We start from the raw sequence: 21,553 nt of genomic DNA, 5'->3' as shown, positions 1-21,553 counted from the left end.
CTACAGTTCATTACCAAACAGAGAATGGTGTTAACTTGAACTTTCGCCTATTGCGCAAGGCATGATTGTTTTTTATGCTTGCTTGATAAGGACAACAATAAATAAAAACACAAAGGGAACGTCTATGACAAAGGGTCGTCTTACAATTGCAGGTTGCGGCCTGCATCCTGGCCATATGACCTTAGAAACACAAAGCCTAATCCAGACGGCAGAAGTGGTTCTTTTAGTTGCCCCCAATCCGCTCTCCATTCAGCACATTCTGCAACTTAATCCGAATACCGAACATTTGGGTCGTTTTTATACTATGGGCTACTCCAGGCCTGAGATTTATCAGCAGATGGCCAAACGGATCATTGAGCTGGTCACCGATGGTAAGGACGTCTGCACCGTATTTTATGGTCACCCCGGGGTTTTTGTTTCTTCTACCCGCATGGCCAGCCGGGTGCTTAAACCTCTGGGCCACGAAATTAAAATGCTACCTGGAATTTCAGCCGACGCCTGTTTATACGCTGATTTAGATCTGGATCCTGCCGATACAGGTTGCCAATCTTATGAATCTACCCGTTTTTTATTAACCCGCCGCCAAGTAGATACCAGCGCTGCACTAATATTGTGGCAAATCGGCCTGACCGGTGAACATAGTATGGACCACTTCAAACCTGGCGAGAAAGGGCTAGACGCGCTGACCAAGTTATTGCTGCAAAGCTATCCGCCCGATCACCAGGTATGTCTATACGAGGCGCCGATATTTCCAGGTTTCGAACCAAAAAGGGATTGGGTTGCTTTGGCTGAGCTGCCCAAAGCAGAAGTGAACACAGTAACCACCCTATATGTGCCGGCTTGTAAAACACCAGAGTTTGCTGAAGACCGCCTTAGTTGGCTCGGTCTGACGGAACAGGATATTCATCATTGGGATGAGTATGAAGAAGTAGAAAGTGAAAGCTAAACCATAACAACAAAAGGAAAACATTATGGATAATCTAAGTCGTTTCTACCTGGAACTAGCCACCGACGCTAGCAAACTGAAGGCCTTCAATACCGGTAATAATGCGGCCGAACTGGCCACTAACCGTAAACGTTTGTTAACTGAAGCTGGCGTACAAAGCGCTGAGCAGTTCTTATCTATGGATAGTGAGACTCTACGAAAGAACTTAGCCAATACATTAATTGCCGCCACCGGTGATTGGAAGGGGCTTGAAAAAACTGCTGGAAATGAAGATAACAAAAACAATATCGGTCGAATTGGTCGGCAGAACCACTGATTAAAGAGACTGATAGACCATGTGCCGGATTGCTTGTGTTTTACTTTGCTTTAGCTCTTTGTTTATCAATGATAGCTGTTTTGCTGAGCAGAGCTTTCCGGTACAGCCTATTACTTCCGATCAGATAAAGCACGCTATTGAAGAAGTTGAGGACCTTGCCCGTTCCAACCCGAACAATGCCCTTGAACTTGCCAACGGCATTCAAAATAATCCTGAATTAAATTCATTTCCAAACCTAAAAGCCAGATTATTAAATGCTAGCTCGTACTCTCTTTATTTTTTAGGAAAGTATGAAGAGTCAATGCTTAAGGCAAGAGAAGCAGAAAATATTATCAAAAATGAAAAAAATACTGCTGTTCTCGCCAGATCTTGGATGTTACAAGCAAATGTACTTCAAACAATCGGAGAATATTCTCGAGCGATATCGCAATATAAGGAATCAATAGAAGCCTATAAAGCTATAGGTGATGCAGAATACTTAGGCTACTGCTACAACAACATAGCCAATACCTACAAACGCGCAAAACAATATTCCCCTGCTTTATACCATTACAATGAGTACATAAAAATTGCCCAGTTAAACGGATATTCCTATGCGAGTGCATTAAAGGGAAAAGCCGATGTGCAGGTGGCAACAAATCAAATTGACGATGCCATAATTCTTTATAATGAGGCAATAAAGCAATATGAAGAAGCTAACGACCCACTTGGTGTTTCTTTAGCAAAAAATGGCATTGGAGACGCATTTTTAAAGAACAATGATGTTATTCAAGCAATTGACTTATATGAAGAAGTGCTACAGCTTTCAAAAAGGCTCAATTTGACTTATGTAACAGCATCGGCGGCGAGACGAAAAGCAAATGCATTGCTAGTGCTTGGCGATACCAAGCAAGCTGAGGAATTTATTAAACTAGCAGCCGAGCTAGATGAAAGTTCAGGTGAGAAAGATGAGTACGCGTCAAGTTTAAGAACTTTATCAGCGGTTTATGAGGCAGATGGTGAAATATCTAAATCCCTGAAAACACTGAAAGACGCCATTGAAGTTCAAGAAGAATTCCAAAGCAAGCAAACTTCGACCCAGCTCGCTGTGATGCAGGCTTTATTCGAAAGCGAAGCAAAGGAAGCGCAGATTGCTGACCTGGAAGAACAGAATCGCTTGCTAAATTTAGAACGGGAAATCAGCCAAAAGCGCAGTGAAAATGCTTGGTTAACGGCAACACTACTGCTTGGTTTATTGGGCTTTCTGGCATTGTGGGCCATGTACATGCAACGTGAGAAATCCCGTTTAGCCAGGCTCAGCAAACAACTGGCTGTTGCTCGACATGAAGCTGAAGCTGCGACTGAGGCCAAATCTGCATTTTTGGCCAGAATGAGCCATGAACTCCGCACCCCTATCAATGCTATTACCGGCCTCAGTCGACTGGCATTGGAGACTCGCTCAACAAACGAGCAACGTTGCCATCTGTTGAACGTATTGGATGCTGGGGAAATCCTGTTGCGTTTGGTGGATGATATTTTGGATTTCTCACGTATAGAAGCAGGAAAGCTAACCATAGATATTGTTCCTTTCGCCCCCCGCGAGGTGGTCAAGTGTGCACTAAATATGCAGATGCTTCAGGCTCGAGCTAAAAACCTGCAATTAATTGAAAAGATTTCCCCAGACATGCCTACGCAACTGTTAGGCGATCCTTGGCGCATAAAACAGATCTTAAACAACCTAGTGAGTAATGCCGTTAAATTTACCGACAGTGGTGAAGTTACTATAGAGTTAACTGCGCATCAGTCACCTGACGATCAGAATCTTGTGTTACTTGAGGGTGCAGTCCGTGACACGGGGATTGGCCTGAGCCAGGATCAGCAAGATGCACTATTCCAAAGCTTTAGTCAGGCGGATGACTCTATCACCCGAAGGTATGGAGGAACGGGTCTGGGACTGGCAATTTGCAAACAGCTCTGTGATTTGATGGATGGTCGGATTTGGATTGAGAGTGCACCTGGTGAAGGCGCTTGCTTCAGATTTTCCCTGCCTCTGGCACAAGTCAATAAAGCTAGTATGCAAGCTACCGTTTTGGCCAAAGAAACATCTATTCCCGATTGGTCGCAATACCGATTGTTGTTGGTAGAAGACAATGAAGTCAATCGGCGGGTGGCGCTGGGCATTTTACAAAAGACTAAGATTGAAGTGGTAGTAGCTGAAAATGGCCAGCAAGCGATTAGCAAATTGCAGGACGAGTTTTTTGATGCCGTCTTGATGGATATTCAAATGCCGGTCATGGACGGACTCACAGCAGCCGTTATTATTCGCCAGGATATGGAACTGCAAATTCCTATTATTGCTATGACCGCACATGCTATGGAAACTGATCGCCAGAAAAGTCTGAAGGCCGGTATGAACGGGCATTTAGCAAAACCGTTCGACAATAGCAGTTTGTTTTCCATCTTGGCGAAACATCTACCTACAGAGCGAACCATAGCAATATCAGAAGCACCGACTGACAGTTTGCAAGGTTGGCAAAATGAGCAACTGGCAGATTTGGACGTGCAACAATCCATATCTAGATTGGGCGGCAACCCTGAACTTTATCAAGCTTTGCTGTGTTCTTTTTACAGCGACCAGCAAGACACGCCAACACAGATACGACAACATCTAGCTGATGGGCAATTCGATGTCCTGTTCAGATTGGTACATTCTCTTAAATCTTCCAGTGCTTATATTGGTGCCCTTGGCATATCGGCTAAGTGCAGTACACTGGAGCCGATACTTGAACACGGCCCATGCGATCGGAAAGCCTTACTGGTCATCGCAGATGAGTTAGAAAGCCTGTTGACAAGTCTGGCGCCAATGCTAAAAAAACAGCAAATAGAGCAGCATAAACCACTATCCAATTCAAACTTGGCAGATGCATTACAACAGATTTTAGAATTGCTTAAGCAATCAGACTTTACGGTCGAAGATAAGTTAGCCACGCTTATAAAGATAATGAAAGACACCCCCTTTGAGGATACTCTGACTCGTATTGCAAAGAAGGTAGATGAAGTGGAGTATGAACGCGCAGCCAGCTTGACCATTACTCTGCTAAGCGAGCTGCAGGAACAAGAAAATATAAACACTGGCAGTGTCATTAACTCTTAAATTTGGACCCGAACACATGTTGGCGAAACAGCGGGTACTTATCATCGATGATGAAAAGACCAATCTTAAAATACTTAGCGATATACTTCGTGATGAAGTTGAGATCGTGCTGGCCAAAAATGGACCACAGGGAATACGTAAAGCAGGGGAGTTTGCTCCTGATCTCATCTTACTGGACGTTGTTATGCAGGATATGGACGGCTTTGAAGTCATCAGCCACCTAAAGCATGATGCTGCAACTTGTGCAATTCCGGTTATATTTATTACATCGCTAGGCGATGTTAGTCACGAAGAAAAAGGACTTTTGCTGGGTGCCTGCGACTATATCCAGAAGCCATTTCACGCCGCGGTAGTGTTAGCCAGGATTAAACTGCATCTTCAACTTGCTCGGCAGAGGGTGATGTTGGAAAAACTGGCTAATATTGATCCATTGACCTCAGTGGCCAATCGCCGTCGCTATGATGAAGTCATGCATCGTGAATGGCGTGTTGCTATGCGAAATAAGTCAGAGTTATCGCTAGTGATGGTAGATATCGATAATTTTAAACAGTTCAACGACCGTCACGGACATGCCATCGGCGACAAGATTCTGCAGGAAGTCGCTATGCAACTCTTGGCACAGCTAAAGCGCCCCAGAGATCTCGTCGCCCGATACGGGGGCGAAGAATTCGTGATTCTGCTGCCCGAAATCAACAAAAAAGGCAGCATAGATGTAATGGAAAGTTGTCGCCGAGCCATTGAGGCTCTGCAGTTGGAAAAACCATACAGCGAATCCAGGCATAAGGTTACAGTCAGTATCGGTGGCGTAACCTGTCAGCCTAGTATGAACACAAGACCAGAGGATGCCTTAAAACTGGCTGACGATATGCTCTACCTGGCCAAGCACCAGGGGAAAAACAGAGTCTTGTGGTTTGGTGAAGAACAGGGAGTGATCCAGCATGACAACAGCTCGCCCAACGGTACTGTTGGTTGATGATGAAAAAGCCAATCTAAGATTATTGAGTGACTTTCTTCGCCAGGACACCGGGATTATCCTGGCGCAAAACGGTAATCAGGCTGTCGAAAAAGCCGTAGCCATGCAACCTGACTTAATTCTTCTTGATATTATGATGCCTGGCATGGATGGCTTCGATACCTTACGCACCCTTAAGTCCATCCCCTCCACCAGCGACATTCCCATTATCTTTATTACCGGCCTGGATAATCCCGAAAAAGAACAGGAAGGACTCCGTTTAGGTGCTCAGGATTATATTCACAAGCCCTTCAATATTGATGTAGTAAAGGCTCGAATTGCGACCCAATTAGAAATAGTGCGACAACGCCGGGCTTTGCAACAATTATCCCGGGATTTAAGCCGAGCCAGTGAAGCCAAAAGCCGATTTCTGGCCAATATGAGCCATGAAATTCGCACCCCATTGACCAGCATCATTGGCTATGCGGAGGCGCTGCTGGCTGATGAATTTAAAGGCGAAGAGAAACAAGCCATCAAAGCCATCAGCATAAGTGGTAAACATCTATTAACCTTGCTCAATGACGTACTGGATCTATCCAAAATTGAAGCCGGAAAGATGGAAATTGAATTGCTGCCGGTTAACCTGCTAGAGCTAATTGAAGAAGTCCGAACTCTGGTCGAAGATAGTGCCAGGAAAAAGCAGCTTGTCTTTGCCGTCAGTATCAGCGAGACGTTGCCCCGACACATTTATACTGACCCTGTCCGTCTTAAACAGATTTTGGTAAATCTGCTTTCCAATGCCATTAAATTTACCAAGCAAGGGAAGGTTACTCTGGATGTTGGCATCGAATCTGAGCAACTGTTTTTTAAGATTAGTGACACCGGCCTAGGTATTGACAAAAAACGCCAGGCAGAACTTTTCGCCCCCTTTACCCAAGGCGATTCAACAATCACTCGTGAATTTGGTGGGACTGGTCTGGGTTTGAGCATTTCCGCACAATTGGCCAACAAGCTTTCCGGCCAAATAAGCCTTGAGAGTGAACTTGGAATCGGTAGTTGCTTTACCCTGACCATACAGGCAAAACTATGCGAAATCCCAAGTATGGAAGAGGAAAAACCAGACCAACAAAGCAAGCTGAGGGGCAAAATATTACTGGCCGAAGACTCCAATGAGAGTCGCCAATTACTGACTCGCATGCTGCAAAGTCAGGGGTTGGACGTCAGAGCGGTTGAGAATGGCCAGCAGTTGATGGAAGCGGCGATGGCTGAGGAATTTGACCTGATCTTCACCGATATTAATATGCCCGTCATGGATGGTCTGCAAGCACTTAAGTTGCTGCGTGCTGTGGGTGTAGAAACACCGGTTGTCGCACTAACCGCCAATGTCATGAGCGAAGATATTCAGATGTACATGGACGCGGGATTTTCCGAGCACTTATCAAAACCCATTGACCGTCTGAAGTTTGCTAGGCTGTTACAACAGCATTTACCTGATATTTCAGAGCAAAATGAGTTGGCCATGCCAAACGACGAAATGCGCCAGTTGATGTCACAATTTGTCAGCGGTTTGCCAGCCCACTTGCAAGCAATAAAATTAGCCTATCAGCAAAACAATCTGTCACAACTGGAACAGCTGGCGCATAAGCTGAGGGGCACCGCCGCTTTATTCCAGTTTAAACAAATAAGCGAGATGGCCAGGCAACTGGAACATCATATGCCCATAGAGAAACTACCCTTGGCCCTGCAGGATCTCAGTTTTGAAGTTGAGAAACTGATCGCCAACACGGATAGTTTATCCATAGATTGATGCAAGGAGTGTATTATGTCATATCAGGATATGACTGCCCTGATTGTCGATGATGATGCTGATGTCAGAGCATTTCTTCGTACAGCACTAAGAAGCATGTTTGATTGCAATCTGCTCGAGGCGTCCTGTGGCGATACAGCCATAGGCATTTACGGAAAAAATCCAACCGATATTGTCTTTTTAGATATTCAGATGCCTGGTAAAGATGGCTTAGCCATTTTGGCTGAGCTTAAGCAATTAGACGCCAATGCCAAGATCGTAATGGTCAGCGCACATGGCAGTATGGATTACGTCACTGAAGCAATTAAACTTGGCGCTTCCGGGTTTATTCTCAAACCCTTTCATTTGCAGAAAATTAAAGCCATTGTTGATAAGCTTCTTGGCACGACGGCCTGAACCAGACTAACACGCTGCAGCAGGACAACGGGATATTGACCAGAGACGACGGAGTTGCAGTGTGCATAGTTTATTAAAAGCCAGCATTGTGGCATTACTATTGATAGCAGGGCTGGCTTCAGCTACCCCTACCCCGGGATTAACCCAGTTAAATGCCCCATTTGATAAATGGCAAAGCTTGATTAAATCAGATCCTGACCAATTGCTTGAGATTCTAGACGCTCAATCGCCAATGTCAGGCTTAGCACTTGTGCAATATCACCTGCTGAAGAGCCAGGCATACGCCGCATTAGTCTTAGCGGAGCGGTCCATCGCAGAAGCACAAAGCGGGCTCGCTTTGCTCTCTCCCTATCAACAACCCTGGCTTTATCACAAATTGCATTTGAGTATGGCATTCGCCCAGGACTTACATGGAACACCAGCTAAAGGATTAGATGAAGTCAATGATGCTATAGCATGGGCTGAATCTTATGACCACATTGATCTCACCCTGGAAGCCCTGATGACGAGAGGCCTTCTGCTCACCAGCCTGAGTGACTATATCGCGGCGATGGCAGACCTGCAGCGCGCGTATAATCTGGCACCACAGCGCGATGCATGGGTTGTCAAAGCAGATTTAGCCGGTGCTATCGCCTTAGTGTACGAATACCGCAGGGAGGACGCGCTGGCCCTGCCTTACTTTGCTGAAGCTGTGGAATACTATCGGGAACAACAAAGCTGGATAAGTTTAAGCATCTACCTATACGGCTTGGGGCGCGCCAATAAAAATACCGGTAACCTCGAGCTGGCCAAGGCACAACTGCAAGAGTCTGCCGACCTGTCCCAACACATAAATGACAGCCAGGGCGTCGCCTATGCTCTCAAGGAGTTAGCAGGGTTAGACTGGCAAAGTGGTAAGCATGAGCTGGCCAAACAGTCGGCGTTACAGGCGATGGCGTTGTTCGAGCAAGGCAACAATGCCTACATGATACTTGACAGCGCCTTGTTGCTTTCCAGCATTTATCTGGCGCAGCAACAAACGGAGTTAGCTAACCAGTATTTGAAAAAGGCCCGCGAGAGTCTTAATCCAGATAGTATGCCGCTGCAGAAGATAGCCCTACAAGAGCAAGCTGCGCGGATTATGGCTGCCACAGGTCAATACCAGCAGGCTTATGAAACCTTAGACATCACCAATGCTGAGCACCAAACTCTTCTATCAAAGCAAAGTACTAAACAACTTCATCAGTTGCGTAGTCGTTACGAACTAGAGGCACAAGCCCAACAGAATGAATTATTAGAAGCTCAGAATCAGTTACAGCTTGCCCAACTGGCAAATCAGCAACGCAGTAACAGGCTATTACAAGTTCTGTTTGTCAGTTTGAGTTTAATCCTATGCCTGTTGCTGATTTTGTTTCACCGCCAACGGCTGCATAAAAAAGCACTACAACAACTGGCAGATACCGATGCTCTGACCGGATTATTAAACAGGCGAAAAACTCTGGAATTACTCCAGCTACAGGCAGATTTAGCCAAACGCCACCAGATTGATTTCTGTGTAGCATTGGTGGATCTGGACCACTTCAAGAAAATCAATGACAGTCTGGGCCATCAGGGCGGTGACCAAGTTCTCAAACACTTTGCCAGGCTATGTTCTCAGACCTTAAGACATACCGACATTGTGGGCCGTATCGGTGGGGAGGAGTTTCTTATTGCTTTACCTCATACCAATGCACAGGATGCTGCGTTGCTGTTAGAAAGGCTGAGAAAACGTTGTGAAGGAATCGCTGAAACCATGCAACTTGATGAACTTAAAGTATCAATATCCATTGGATTGGTGAGTAATATTCCTCCTCGTAGTGCCATAGAGCTGCTGGCCAGAGCCGATAAAATCCTTTACTCAGCCAAAGACGCCGGGCGCAACAGACTGGTCATTGATAGAGCTGCCTAACGCACCAAACATTGCTTTTTCGCCACTCAACCCAGGGAAAAGATACTTTTATAAGCCGCTAATTTATCGCCCACTGTGTCGTTCTTTCTTTCCTCACGAGCAGCTCGCTCAGCGGCTTCACGGATTAACTCTTCGAGCATCTTCTTGAGATCGTCGAGCTTTTGCTCCATGACATTCAAATCATCCTGTTGTTTAGCACTGAGTGGCCCCTTTGCTTTCATTCCGTCAATGGCGTCCTCAAGATCCTGAATTTTCTCTTTAAGCTCATCAATTTTTTCTTTATCAATTCCCAACCTTTTGGCCAGCATATTTTCCAGCATGGATTGCATAAATGCTTGTTGCTTGGATTGCTCTGACAATGACACCTGATCTTCATTGTTTGGCGTATTAGTTGAAACATCTTGCCGCTGGCTGGCGGCAACCTGGCCGGAAGTTGCCGCTGCAGTATCGGATTGAAGCGCCGCGGCGTAAGGGGTGATGAGCATGTCGGCGTCCTGCATGTTGTCTTACTCATCAAAGAGCAAATCCAGTGCCAGACTGTTCAGTTTATTTGGTAAGTGCTTTTCAACTTATCCAGCAACCCTTGCTCTTTTAGCTGCTCAATTCGCTGGTTTAGCCTTTTCACCAGTTGCTCATTGATACTGAGATTTAAGGCTAAGTGGTTACCGGTGGAACGTTTTGGCAAAGCTAACGCCGGGCTTAGTAATTCAGCCCCATAACCCGCTTCCTGCGCCATAAAAGGCATAGTAATGTCTGAACCGGGGATTAGCTCGACCCGTCCCAGAAACAACATATTGTAAGTGTCAGAAATATGCGTAACAGGAAACAACAACTCACCTTCATTCATCCCCAATGCCAACAAACGCTGATGCCATTCACCATTCCTGACAACAGCGATACGCAGATTCACGGCATCATTAAGTGTAGTTAGTTGGATCTCGTCATTTTGTTTAAGACGATAAAAATAGGGCTGAGAGGATAGTAGCGGTCCCACCCACTTAAACTGGGTTTCACGATGAATATTGCGCGGTAAGGTAAGTAAAGCCGTGTTAGGAGTTTCCTGCACCAGTTTGACAGCCCGGGCCCAGTTAATCCGCTCTATACGGTAGCGAATCCCCTCATCGTCAAGTGCTCGGCGCACCAGTTCATAGTTAATACCCCGTGGCTTACCGTCTTCCATGTAGTGGTAAGGCTCTAAATTCTGAGTATAAATAACCAGCTCGGGAGTAGCCTGTACTTGACCACACAAGAGTATCAATAGCAGGCCCCATAAACACTTCATACGTCCACTGTGATTGAAGAATGAGTTCACAAACACAGTAGCACAGTCATCTGACACTGTGCCACTGTTACGCCCTATTGTTTAGAATGTGCGTCTGCCCGTTGTTTACGCTCTTCGGCATTGGATATCTGCCAACCTTGCAAGTTCTTACTTATCAGGGCAGCCAACGCCTGGATATGTTCTGGTTCAGCATTCAACGCAGAAATATATTGATAGCTCTCACCACCGGCTTCGAGAAAGTAGTCTCGGTTCTCAACACCAATCTCCTCAATGGTTTCCAGGCAGTCGGCCGAAAATCCAGGGCAAACAACCTGAACCGACTTAACCCCTTCGGCAGGTAATGCCTTCAATGTTTCATCGGTATAGGGTTTTAACCACTCTTCACGCCCAAACCTTGATTGAAAGGTAGTGAGATACTGGCCTTTGTCTAATCCCAACCTTTCTGCCACCAACCTGGATGTCTTCAGACACTGGCAATGATAAGGGTCACCATTATCCAGATAACGCTGCGGGATACCATGGTAGGAAAATAGTAAACGCTCTGCACGGCCATGAGCCTGCCAATGTGCCTGAACCGAATCGGCTAGCGCCTGAATGTAGCCTTTATCATCATGATATTGAGTGACAAAACGGACTTCCGGCATCCAGCGGCGTTGCTGCAAACAGCGACTCAATGCATCAAAAGTCGAAGCGGTGGTTGAAGCGCAGTACTGTGGATACAAAGGCAGGACCAATATCTTTCGCACACCTTGGTCCAGCATGCGATTCACAACACTGTCGATGGAAGGATTACCATAACGCATGGCAAAATCCACCACCAGATCATCCCCCCACTGTGCAGCCAACGCTTGGCGCAGACCATTGGCCTGATCTTCAGTGTGGAACAACAGCGGTGATCCCCGTTCCGTCCACACCGTTTGATAAGCATGGGCGCTGCGCGCCGGGCGAAAATTGAGGATGACCATATTCAGTACCAGCCACCATAACCAGCGGGGCGCTTCAACCACACGAGGGTCTGATAAAAACTCTCGCAGATAGCGTTTTAGGGCCGGTTTGGTCGGCGCATCCGGGGTACCTAAATTGGTAACCAGCACACCGATTTTGTCAGATTGCTCATGGCGAAAGCTGTCACTGTTGCGATAACGCATAAACATCCTCAGTCACATAGTTTAGGGAGTGTAATAAGTGGGAGCACCTGGTCCAACCGGCATGCCCAGCACAAATACCCACAAATAAAACAGTAGTGTCCAACCTACAAAAAAGATCATTGAGTACGGCAACATAGTAGCAACCAGCGTACCAATACCCAGATTTTTCTGATAACGACTGGCCACCGCCAGGATCAGACCAAAGTAGCTCATCATGGGGGTAATCAGGTTTGTCACAGAATCACCTATGCGGTAAGCCGCCTGGATAACCTCAGGCGCAAAGCCCACCAGCATTAGCATAGGCACAAAAATAGGTGCCGTTACTGCCCACTGAGCAGACGAACTGCCCAGAGACAGGTTAACCATGGCGCACATCAGAATAAAGAACACAAAGACTTCTGGGCCATCCAACCCTAATGCCGTGAGCAGTGCGGCGCCTTTAACCGCCAGTACAGTGCCCAAATTGGTCCAGTTAAAGAAGGCGACAAACTGGGAAGCGAAAAACACCAGAACAATATACATACCCAGGGTGCTCATGCCCTGCGACATGGCATTGATCACGTCTTTGTCGTTTTTCATGCAGCCCACAGTTTTGCCGTAAACAAATCCCGGGATAGCAAAGCTGACGAAAATAAAGGCCACAATACCTTTTAGAAACGGCGATCCCTTTAATTGACCGGTTTCAGGGTGTAGCAATACACCACCAAACTGCGGAATAATAGTGATACACAGCACCAGACCAACCGCCAATAGCGCCAAACCGGCATTGCGCAAGCCACGTCGCTCTGTGGAAGTCAGAGCCTGCATTTGGGTTTTCTCCAAATTAGACTCCGCTTGAGTGGGGTCGAATTTGCCCAAACGCGGCTCAACGATTTTTTCGGTAATCACAGCCCCTAAAATGGCAATCAGAAACACACTGACAAACATAAAGAAGTAGTTCGCCTCGGGACCCACCACATACTCGGGATCAATCATTTTCGCCGCTTCAGTGGTCAAACCCGCCAGCAGAGGGTCGATAGTGCCTAAGAACAAGTTAGCACTATAACCGCCGGATACGCCGGCAAAGGCAGCGGCCAAACCGGCCAAAGGATGGCGCCCTAGTGAGTGGAAAATCATCGCAGCCATAGGAATCAGTACCACATAGCCGAGTTCAGCTGCCGTGTTCGATAAGATACCGGCGAACACCACGGTAAAAGTTACCAAACGTGCAGGTGCCTTTAACACCAATCCACGCATCGCAGCAGATAACAAGCCTGAGTGCTCAGCCACTGCCACACCAAGTAAAGCCACCAATACCGTGCCCAAAGGCGCAAAACCAGTGAAGTTGGTGACCAGGCCGCCAACGATGCGCTGCAAACCTTCGGCACTGAGTAAAGAGATGACTTCTATCATACCGTCAGGATCTCGCCCGGCAGCATCAAGTGGCCGGGGGTCGGGCACACTGACCTCAAAATAACCGAGAATGCCGCTTAACAGTATGATAAACAGAGAAAAACAGGCAAATAGGGTAATAGGGTGCGGAAGCAGGTTACCCAGCCATTCCACGGTGCTGAGAAAGCGGTTAAACCAACCACCTCTGATCTGCTCCTTATTGACGGAGCTATTGGTATTTTCTGCTAGCAAAGGATGTCCTCGCAGTTTCTGTCTTTTAGATGAATCCCGCATATTCTAGCAAAAAACCAGACAAAGTCAGAATTTGACGATTGAGCGTCATTTCCAGTGGCTTCCAATCCTAAAAAAGCCCTTTGTAGCAAGCATTTAAAACATTCATATGTCAGCACCAACTCCAGCATGCAAGCGCTACAGAGCCAATACATTGCAAATGGTCAGACTTGTCTAAAAATAGCAACAAGAGTCTTATTTCCAAACATTTACACTAGTAAATCGCGTTGATACTGACAGGCTTCCAGGCAGGCCATCATCAGATGATACATTGAGGTGGCCGGGGCTTGCTGGGCCAAAGGTTGATTGTGATTATCCAGCCGCTCAATGTAAAAACCGCATACCGCAGTATTCAAATGTTGATTGAACAAGGCTTCAATAGCCTCGGCTGCCGCAAGCTCAGCCCCAGGCCTGCCATGGCGTGCTTCGGCCAGATGGGCTTTTATCAACTCGGTCACCGTCCACAAACGCTTAGAGGCCTTTTTAACACCACCGAGATTGTCCACCTCATCGAACAGCAGGCCATTACTATCCTGCCCAAACTGCAATCCGCGCTCATACAAGGTATGGCAATAATCATCCACTGGCGCGCCAGTAAAAGACTGATAACGACGCAACAACCACACCCATTCCATATGATGGCCAGGCTCTACCACCTGCCCTTCAGCAAAACTCAAGGGGCACAGATCCTGCTGGAAGTATTCATAAAGTACGCCATGACGATGATCAAAAAAGCACAACTCAAATAAACTGAATATCTCGGCGGCTCTGGCCAACCATTTGGCATCCTTGCTCGCTTCGAACCAGGCAAGAAAAGCCTCGAACAAATGCATATGTGGGTTTTGCCGGCGTGTACCGCCCTGGCTGCCTTCCAACCAACCTGCAGGCTTTCCCTTAAACTGCTTATCCAGCAATGAAAGCAGCTGGTCGGCTCGCGCTTTCGCCTGCATATCGCCAAATACACTGAACTGATAAGCCCAGGCCAGTAAAAAGAACGCACAGTCGTAAGTATCCAGGCTGTCATCCACCACTTGATGGGCAGGATCCAACTTAAACACATAAGCACCTGGGTATGTTGGATGCTGGGCATAGGTGTCCAGATACCGCTGAATACCCTCAACCACCTCACGGCCTTGGGAGCACCAGCCTTGCTGATAAGCGGCTGTGAAGGTAAACATCTGACGTGCCTGTACCCTGGTGCGTCTGTCCAGCGAAAATGCAGCCAGGCCATCCTCATTCATGGATTCGGCGCTAGCACCAGAGGAAGCTTCAATACCCTGTTGTTGCCAAAGCGGCAATGCATACGTTTGCATCCAGTAGGCAAATTTCTCGGTAGCTTGTATAAGTGCTGCACTGCTTGTCATTGCATTGATATCCGGCCATTGGCAATGGGCAGATGATATTGAACGCCAGCCGGGTTGCAACCGCTTTTAAGAGGCAATGTGAATACCAGAGCACAACAACAAGGTTTATGGGGCTTAAGTAAGCCGCTTTTACTCGAGCAGGCTTTACAATTCAGTGTGCCGTTAATGGATACCCTGTTTCTGGCCATACTTAGTGACGCCGCAGCCTCCGCTGCCGGTGCCCTGGCCCCTGTGCTGTTTCTGTGTGGAAATATTATCTGGGTGACTGTATTTGCCGGGGCCAGTATCGCCAATCAGCGCCTCGGTGCCGGTAACCTCGAAAGAGCCAAGGCTACCATTTGGATCTATGCCTTGTGGTCCATATTGCTTGGCATATTGATTGCGCTGGGGCTGTATGTCGCTACGCCCTGGATCACCAGCGTTATGGGACTAAATGGCGATATTGGCGCCAATGCCAACGATTATCTGCACATCGCCGCCACGCTGGTGATTGTCTGGGCCGTAAAAGGGGTCTGCCACTCTATCTTGAATATGCATGGTTTACCCGGCTGGAATTTGCTTGCCAACTTGGTGTACTTCCTGGCCAATCTGGCTGGCAATGCCATCGTGGTGTATCAACTCTTTGGCTTGCCCCATTACGGCATCACGGGGGTAGCCTGGGCCAGTGTTATTGCCTCCAGCCTTGGGGTGTTGGTCAGCCTCACCGCTATCACTTTTAACGTGCCCCTAAAGATAACACTCTCACAATTCACCCAGAATTTTTCTAACGTTACTCAGAATCTGCTGCGGATTGCCGCCCCCAGCGCTATCGAACCCTTGTCTTTTGACATCAATATGGTGGTGCTCAATAGCATGGCCGCAAAACTGGGGGCACTGGCGCTGGCGGCCAAGGTCTACACCTTCAACACCTTTATGCTGGGTTTAATTATCTCAGTGGCGCTAACAACCGCGACACAAATTCTAGTCACTCAGAAAGTCGGAGCTGGGAAGCTGCAACAAGCGGATCAACAACTACGCCGCAGTCTTCGCATTGCCTTGCTGGGAACCGGCCTGACTGCGGCTTTATTGGTTACATTAAACCAATCCATCATGCAGCTATACACTCAGGATGAATGGATACTGGCTGGCGCATTCTGGTGGTTCTTGCTGGCTGGCTTGTCTGAGCCTGGGCGTACAGTGAATATTATGACCGGCCTAAATCTTAGAGCCACAGGTGATGGCTGGTATATCTCCGCTGTGGGTTTGTTGTTTACCTGGCTGGTTGCCCTGCCTTTGGCTTATCTGTTGGCCTTTGTGCTGAAGTTGGGGTTGTTGGGGCTACTGATTTCCGCGGTGGTAGATGAATCTGGGCGCGCCTTATTGTTTTACCGGCGCTGGCGACAACAGCGTTGGCATCATTCGCATATCCATGCACGGGAGGCCCGTCTATAACGCGAAGAACATAGTACAGCGGCAAGTTTGAATGTATAAAAAACCGAACCAAAGAAAATGTATTTTTTACTAAAAGTAAAAAATACTTTACCTTACGAAAGTTTTAGACTACTTTTTGCACTCCAATAACGTAACAAGGTAAGGCGATGGAATTTCTACGTCACTTTTCCAACAGGGAGTGGAATGTACTGGCGACCCTGGCACTGGATCTGGCTATTTCTGTGTTGTATTTCAGCAAACTGGCGTCGGTACCCGATGGTCTCGCAGCACCTAGCGCAGCTCTGGCCGGCATTATTATACAAATCACTATTGTTGCCGTGATCGGGGCGGCATTGTTATTCGGGCTGATAAACTGGCGCCTGGGTGATCAGGAGCCCGCTGATGAAAGAGACAAATTTATTGCTGCTAGGGGGAACGGCATAGGCTACGGGGTACTGATCGGCGCAATAATCTTGCTCATCGGCCATTTGGTGCTCAGCGCTCTGGGTTTTGAATCCGAGCTGTTGCCCTACAGCCAGGTTACCCCCTTGGTCTGCGCTCATGCTCTTTTGCTTTGTCTGTTAATTGCATCCACCGCCAAACACCTAAGCCAACTAGTGATGTATCGAAGGGGTATTTGATGGCTGCGAATAAAGGCAATATCACTAACCAGATCCGCCGCTTACGTTTTGATCATAACGAAATGACTCAGGCCGAACTGGCTAAAGCTGCGGGGGTAACCAGGCAAACCATAATGTCATTGGAAGCAAACAAATATTCCCCCTCCCTGGAACTGGCGTTTCGTATCGCGGGCGTCTTTAACCAGCCCCTCGAGGCCGTATTTCAATTTCAGCCAGCGGGAGCCGAAGAGTAAGCCAGAGAAACAGCTGTGGGGGCTGAACAACCAAGCAGATGGCGATACCTGCGGTTATCCTGGCAGAAGCCGAGCCCTAATCCGTGTTCGTTGCAATACACAAGAGATTCGATGCCAGGCTTTCATCCAATAGATTTTCAGCCTCGGCATCGCTCTCCTGCCCACCAATACGACTACTTCTCGGCATTCAGCATTTGCTTCATACTGCGCGCAAAGTTAACTAAGCGCTGCTTTATACTGCGCTTTATTTTGACGTCAATACCGCCAAACACGACCAACCCTTCAATCACTATAGTGGGTACTTGGCGCCTATGTATGACCGGGGGCAGATCTATGGTGTTACCGCCGAGAATGCAGAAAGCTCGGGATACCACGTTGACGTTTTCCGGCACATAAATATTGTCACCACCAAACAGGCAAAACACTCTGATGGTTACTTGCTGACTGGTGAATACTGCCTGACTAAAATCCAGCTCAGAGCCTCCCATAATACTGACACTGGTGATCTCACTGGGCACAACCCACGCCCCGGTTCGCGTGCTGCCTCCCAGCACACTAAAAATGGTTTCTTTTTCAGTCCGCCGACCTGCATCGTAAGTGACATCAAAGGCACTGCTACGACTGCGCTCATATTCCTTGGAAATCTGATGTGGTAAATCCTGTGCCTGCGCTTCGATTTCAGTCGCGTCCGCGCTTTCCATCACAATGTCTAGGCGCCGCTCAAAGGCTTCAAGCGACAACACCCCCTGCCCATAATTATAAATAAGCTTATCAATGACCTGTTCACGTACTTGCTCTATGGGTTGATCTTGCAAAGGGACTGACATATTTAGCATCCTTGTGGCTAATAAATGACTTAAACCGCTGCGATAACAAGCAATTCCCACACCAAAAGTAAATTCCTTGTTAATCAAAAGATTACAAAAACCCAAACTGAGCCATAAGGTTATTCGGCACAAATAATGGTCAAATAAACCACTTTCTGTGATTCCTTTATGCTTTTACAGCAAAGGCGATTAGGGCATAGTGATGATAGACATCCACAACTAGGGAACGACTTGTGGCTGCTAAGAATAAGCAAACCTTTCTACTGCTGTCCCGCGGGCAATGGCATAAGGACCAATCAACCGAAGACATTCAAGGCGCTATCGACGCATTTTATCTTTGGTATGAAGACAATCTGGCTAAGGGCCATTTTGGTCCGGGCTCACGGCTGGACACACAGATCCGCAAAGTATCCAGTCAGGGCATAACCGACGGCCCATTCACCGAAACCAAAGAAATCATTGGCGGGTACTGGTTTATTCTGGCAGACAACATAGATGAAGCCGCCAAATTGGCCGCTCAGAATCCCTGCATGGCTTGTGGGCTGGAATATGAAATCCGCCCTTTGGATGCGACACCCGCCAGTGCCCTGGTCAGAAGTAATGAAACCCCTGAATAAAACCGGACGTTGCCAGGTGCCTAAGTGCAGATAGGCAGAAGACCGCCAGTACTCTGCGTATCTGGCGTCTCAGCACAACTTAGTTGCTCGTTTCCCCAGGCATTTACGGCAGACATCTTTTTGTCATCTGTTGCTGACCGCGTGCTGATATTCTAAGGTTACTCCCTGCCTGACAGGGAAATGACTGCCACAGGTTATTAGCATTTCACGGCAAGACGCAGGTGCTAAAGGCAATCAGTGTGCCCCCGACTAGGGATCGCCTCAGTAATACTTGCCAGTTTGCAAATAGCTGATAGCATGCAGCGGTTTTCGCCTGGTAACAGGCCCGTACCTTGTTCAAAATGGTTCTGCCACTGGCAGGATGGCGTCTAACAAGGGCGCCGGAACACAACTTTAGAGGATTATGCCCTATGTCTCGCGTTTTGATCATTGGCGCCGGTGGTGTCAGTACCGTAACAGTCAAAAAATGTGCTCGTTTACCTGAGCATTTTGATGAAATTTATCTGGCCAGCCGCACTGTGTCGAAATGTGAAGCGCTGCAGCAGGAATGTGGCGCTGACCGGGTCAAGGGCGTATTCGCCGTAGACGCCGACGATGCCAAACAAGTTGCCGAACTTATTCGCAAGGTACAACCCGATTTGGTGGTCAACCTGGCCCTGCCTTATCAGGATCTGCCGATTATGGATGCCTGTTTAGAAACCGGCGTGGATTACCTGGATACCGCTAACTACGAACCCAAAGATGAAGCCAAGTTTGAATATTCCTGGCAGTGGGCTTATCAGGAGCGCTTTGAAAAAGCTGGCCTGATGGCACTGCTGGGCAGCGGTTTTGATCCAGGCGTGACCAACGTCTATACCGCTTACGCGGCCAAACACTATTTCGACGAAATTCACTATCTGGATATCGTTGACTGTAACGGCGGCGATCACGGTAAGGCCTTTGCCACCAACTTCAACCCGGAAATCAATATCCGCGAAATCACCCAGCGCGGCCGCTACTGGGAAAACGGTGAGTGGAAAGAAACCGATCCGTTGTCAGTACGTGAAGATCTGGATTACCAGAATATCGGTGTTCGTGCTTCTTACCTGATGTTCCACGAAGAGCTGGAATCTTTGGTTAAGCACTTCCCTACCCTGAAGCGTGCGCGTTTCTGGATGACCTTCGGTGAAGCCTATCTGACCCACCTGCGCGTGCTGGAAGGGATCGGCATGACCAGCATTGCGCCTATCGACTTCCAGGGCCAGCAAATTGTGCCACTGGAATTCCTCAAAGCCGTGCTGCCAAACCCTGGTTCACTGTCTGAAGGCTATGAAGGTCAAACCTGTATCGGTACCTACATCACAGGTATTAAAGATGGTAAAGAGAAGACTATCTTTATCTACAACAACTGTGACCACCATGCCTGCCACGAAGAAGTGGGTGCACAGGCAGTGTCCTACACCACAGGTGTACCAGCTATGATCGGCGCAGCCCTGATGCTAAACGGCACCTGGAAAAAACCTGGTGTGTGGAACATGGAACAGTTCGATCCTGATCCCTTTATGGACATGCTTAACAAGCACGGCCTGCCTTGGCATGTGATTGAGTGCGACAGCCCATTTAAAAAGTAAGGGTTAAAAAGGGCGAATTTATTCGCCCTTTTAGTTAGTCGACTAACCTAATGTAAAGTCGAATACTGGTCAGTGAACAGAACATAACCGAGGATGCGGCCTTGAACGATCCGATCATGAATCCACAAATCCCCTCGCCATGCTATGTGTGTGAGGAAGCCAGGCTAGAAGCCAACCTGCAGTTGATGGAGCGGGTGCAGAAAGAAGCCGGGGTGAATATCATCCTGGCTCTCAAAGGTTTTTCCATGTGGTCCACCTTCCCGTTGGTAGGGCAGTATCTGCAAGGTTGTACCGCCAGTTCAGTATGGGAAGCCAAGCTGGCTAAATATGAAATGGGTAAGGAAGTACATGCTTACTCCCCAGCCTACAAGCAAGCTGACATTGATGAGCTGGTGACGCTGGTTAACCATATTTCCTTTAATAGCCTGGGTCAGTATCAGCGCTATAAAGATCAGGTGGCCGCTGCCGGTATTTCTATGGGTATACGCATTAACCCGGAGCATCGTGAAGCAGAAACTGAACTCTATGATCCCAGCGCGCCTGGTTCCCGCTTAGGGATTATGGCTAAGGATTTGGAAGGGGTAGACCTGTCAGGTATTGAAGGCTTCCACGTGCACAACTTATGTGAATGTGACTCCTTTGCCGCCGAACGTACATTGAAAGCCGTAGAGCAGCGCTTTGCTAAATACCTGCCCAAACTTAAGTGGCTGAACTTAGGGGGCGGCCATTTGATGACCCGCCAGGGCTATGATGTGGACCATTTGATTGCCACACTTAAAGCCTTCCGTGAAAAATACGACCTGGAAATCATTCTGGAGCCAGGCTCAGCCGTGGCCTGGCAAACCGGTCCTCTGGTGGCCGAAGTAGTGGATATTGTGCATAACGAAGGCCCTATCGCTATTTTGGATATCTCCGCCACTGCGCATATGCCAGATGTGCTGGAAATGCCCTACCGCCCGGCCATTCGCGGCGCCGGTCTGCCCCAGGAAAAAGCCTTTACCTATAAGCTTGGCGGTAATTCCTGCCTGGCAGGCGATGTGATTGATCTGTATAGCTTCGATCACGAGCTGCAAATCGGTGAACGCATTATTTTTGAAGATATGATTCACTATACTATGGTCAAAACCACCTTTTTTAACGGGGTGGAGCATCCTTCCATTGGTATTTTGCAAAAAGACGGCAGCTTTAAGCTGGTGCGGAAATTCGACTATGAAGATTTTCGCGATAAGTTGTCCTGAGTAATTAACCTCAGTAAAGGCCCTGCTAAGCAGGGCTTTTTTAT

General features: G+C 47.8%; 19 protein-coding genes. 13 read left to right on the top strand and 6 right to left on the bottom strand.

Annotated features, from left to right (window positions below):
• Nucleotides 1–124 precede the first annotated feature (124 nt).
• The 7 genes from KJY73_RS13840 to KJY73_RS22020 all read left to right on the top strand — a co-directional run bounded on the left by KJY73_RS13840 (nt 125) and on the right by KJY73_RS22020 (nt 9,477).
• The gene (locus KJY73_RS13840; RefSeq protein WP_214344303.1) at nt 125–946 is read left to right on the top strand and encodes an SAM-dependent methyltransferase; all 822 of its coding nucleotides are present in this window, start codon (nt 125–127) and stop codon (nt 944–946) included.
• A 25-nt stretch (nt 947–971) separates the two neighbouring features.
• Nucleotides 972–1,262, top strand: coding sequence for a hypothetical protein (locus KJY73_RS13835; protein ID WP_214344302.1), 291 nt, complete (start codon nt 972–974; stop codon nt 1,260–1,262).
• A 19-nt stretch (nt 1,263–1,281) separates the two neighbouring features.
• Entirely contained in the window at nt 1,282–4,395 is a 3,114-nt protein-coding gene (locus tag KJY73_RS13830) for a tetratricopeptide repeat-containing hybrid sensor histidine kinase/response regulator (protein WP_214344301.1), read from the top strand.
• Nucleotides 4,396–4,411: 16 nt separating this feature from the next.
• Entirely contained in the window at nt 4,412–5,368 is a 957-nt protein-coding gene (locus KJY73_RS13825; RefSeq protein WP_214344300.1) for a GGDEF domain-containing response regulator, read from the top strand.
• Entirely contained in the window at nt 5,334–7,154 is a 1,821-nt protein-coding gene (locus tag KJY73_RS13820) for a response regulator (protein WP_214344299.1), read from the top strand. Before KJY73_RS13825 ends, KJY73_RS13820 begins: the two co-directional genes overlap by 35 nt.
• 15 nt (nt 7,155–7,169) lie before the next feature.
• The gene (locus KJY73_RS13815) at nt 7,170–7,550 is read left to right on the top strand and encodes a response regulator (RefSeq protein WP_214344298.1); all 381 of its coding nucleotides are present in this window, start codon (nt 7,170–7,172) and stop codon (nt 7,548–7,550) included.
• A 61-nt stretch (nt 7,551–7,611) separates the two neighbouring features.
• A complete protein-coding gene (locus KJY73_RS22020) occupies nt 7,612–9,477 on the top strand; it encodes a diguanylate cyclase (RefSeq protein ID WP_214344297.1) in 1,866 nt (621 codons plus the stop codon).
• 26 nt (nt 9,478–9,503) lie between these two features.
• On the opposite strand, the gene KJY73_RS13805 is transcribed toward KJY73_RS22020, so the two are convergent.
• The 5 genes from KJY73_RS13805 to KJY73_RS13785 all read right to left on the bottom strand — a co-directional run bounded on the left by KJY73_RS13805 (nt 9,504) and on the right by KJY73_RS13785 (nt 14,933).
• The gene (locus KJY73_RS13805) at nt 9,504–9,977 is read right to left on the bottom strand and encodes a flagellar biosynthesis anti-sigma factor FlgM (protein WP_214344296.1); all 474 of its coding nucleotides are present in this window, start codon (nt 9,975–9,977) and stop codon (nt 9,504–9,506) included.
• 41 nt (nt 9,978–10,018) lie between these two features.
• The gene (locus KJY73_RS13800; protein WP_214344295.1) at nt 10,019–10,759 is read right to left on the bottom strand and encodes a substrate-binding periplasmic protein; all 741 of its coding nucleotides are present in this window, start codon (nt 10,757–10,759) and stop codon (nt 10,019–10,021) included.
• A gap of 74 nt (nt 10,760–10,833) precedes the next feature.
• Complete coding sequence (gene hemH, locus KJY73_RS13795) at nt 10,834–11,907, bottom strand: ferrochelatase (RefSeq protein WP_214344294.1); 1,074 nt, start codon at nt 11,905–11,907, stop codon at nt 10,834–10,836.
• Between the two features lie 21 nt (nt 11,908–11,928).
• A complete protein-coding gene (locus KJY73_RS13790) occupies nt 11,929–13,530 on the bottom strand; it encodes an AbgT family transporter (RefSeq protein WP_408611383.1) in 1,602 nt (533 codons plus the stop codon).
• Between the two features lie 248 nt (nt 13,531–13,778).
• Complete coding sequence (locus KJY73_RS13785) at nt 13,779–14,933, bottom strand: AGE family epimerase/isomerase (RefSeq protein WP_214344292.1); 1,155 nt, start codon at nt 14,931–14,933, stop codon at nt 13,779–13,781.
• 78 nt (nt 14,934–15,011) lie between these two features.
• Here KJY73_RS13785 and KJY73_RS13780 point away from each other — a divergent pair, with 78 nt between their 5' ends.
• The 3 genes from KJY73_RS13780 (at nt 15,012) to KJY73_RS13770 (ending at nt 17,217) form a co-directional block, all read left to right on the top strand.
• The gene (locus tag KJY73_RS13780; protein ID WP_214344291.1) at nt 15,012–16,364 is read left to right on the top strand and encodes an MATE family efflux transporter; all 1,353 of its coding nucleotides are present in this window, start codon (nt 15,012–15,014) and stop codon (nt 16,362–16,364) included.
• Nucleotides 16,365–16,510: 146 nt separating this feature from the next.
• Nucleotides 16,511–16,984 (top strand): hypothetical protein, encoded by a 474-nt coding sequence (locus tag KJY73_RS13775; protein ID WP_214344290.1) that lies wholly within the window; start codon nt 16,511–16,513, stop codon nt 16,982–16,984.
• The gene (locus tag KJY73_RS13770) at nt 16,984–17,217 is read left to right on the top strand and encodes a helix-turn-helix transcriptional regulator (RefSeq protein WP_214344289.1); all 234 of its coding nucleotides are present in this window, start codon (nt 16,984–16,986) and stop codon (nt 17,215–17,217) included. Before KJY73_RS13775 ends, KJY73_RS13770 begins: the two co-directional genes overlap by 1 nt.
• Before the next feature lie 173 nt (nt 17,218–17,390).
• Here the strand turns inward: KJY73_RS13770 and KJY73_RS13765 are convergent, their stop codons facing one another.
• Complete coding sequence (locus KJY73_RS13765) at nt 17,391–18,044, bottom strand: LiaF domain-containing protein (RefSeq protein WP_214344288.1); 654 nt, start codon at nt 18,042–18,044, stop codon at nt 17,391–17,393.
• 233 nt (nt 18,045–18,277) lie between these two features.
• Here KJY73_RS13765 and KJY73_RS13760 point away from each other — a divergent pair, with 233 nt between their 5' ends.
• From KJY73_RS13760 to nspC, 3 genes are all read left to right on the top strand, one after another.
• On the top strand, nt 18,278–18,661 hold the full coding sequence (locus tag KJY73_RS13760) for a YciI family protein (protein ID WP_214344287.1): 384 nt from the start codon (nt 18,278–18,280) through the stop codon (nt 18,659–18,661).
• A gap of 410 nt (nt 18,662–19,071) precedes the next feature.
• A complete protein-coding gene (locus tag KJY73_RS13755; RefSeq protein WP_102797935.1) occupies nt 19,072–20,271 on the top strand; it encodes a saccharopine dehydrogenase family protein in 1,200 nt (399 codons plus the stop codon).
• Nucleotides 20,272–20,372: 101 nt separating this feature from the next.
• Nucleotides 20,373–21,509 (top strand): carboxynorspermidine decarboxylase, encoded by a 1,137-nt coding sequence (gene nspC / locus KJY73_RS13750; protein WP_214344286.1) that lies wholly within the window; start codon nt 20,373–20,375, stop codon nt 21,507–21,509.
• The last annotated feature ends 44 nt before the right edge of the window (nt 21,510–21,553 follow it).

It is taken from the genome of Bowmanella yangjiangensis (assembly GCF_018531185.1).
GTDB classification, from domain to species: Bacteria; Pseudomonadota; Gammaproteobacteria; order Enterobacterales; family Alteromonadaceae; genus Bowmanella; species Bowmanella yangjiangensis.
This window is presented reverse-complemented; position numbering and strand designations above follow the sequence as displayed.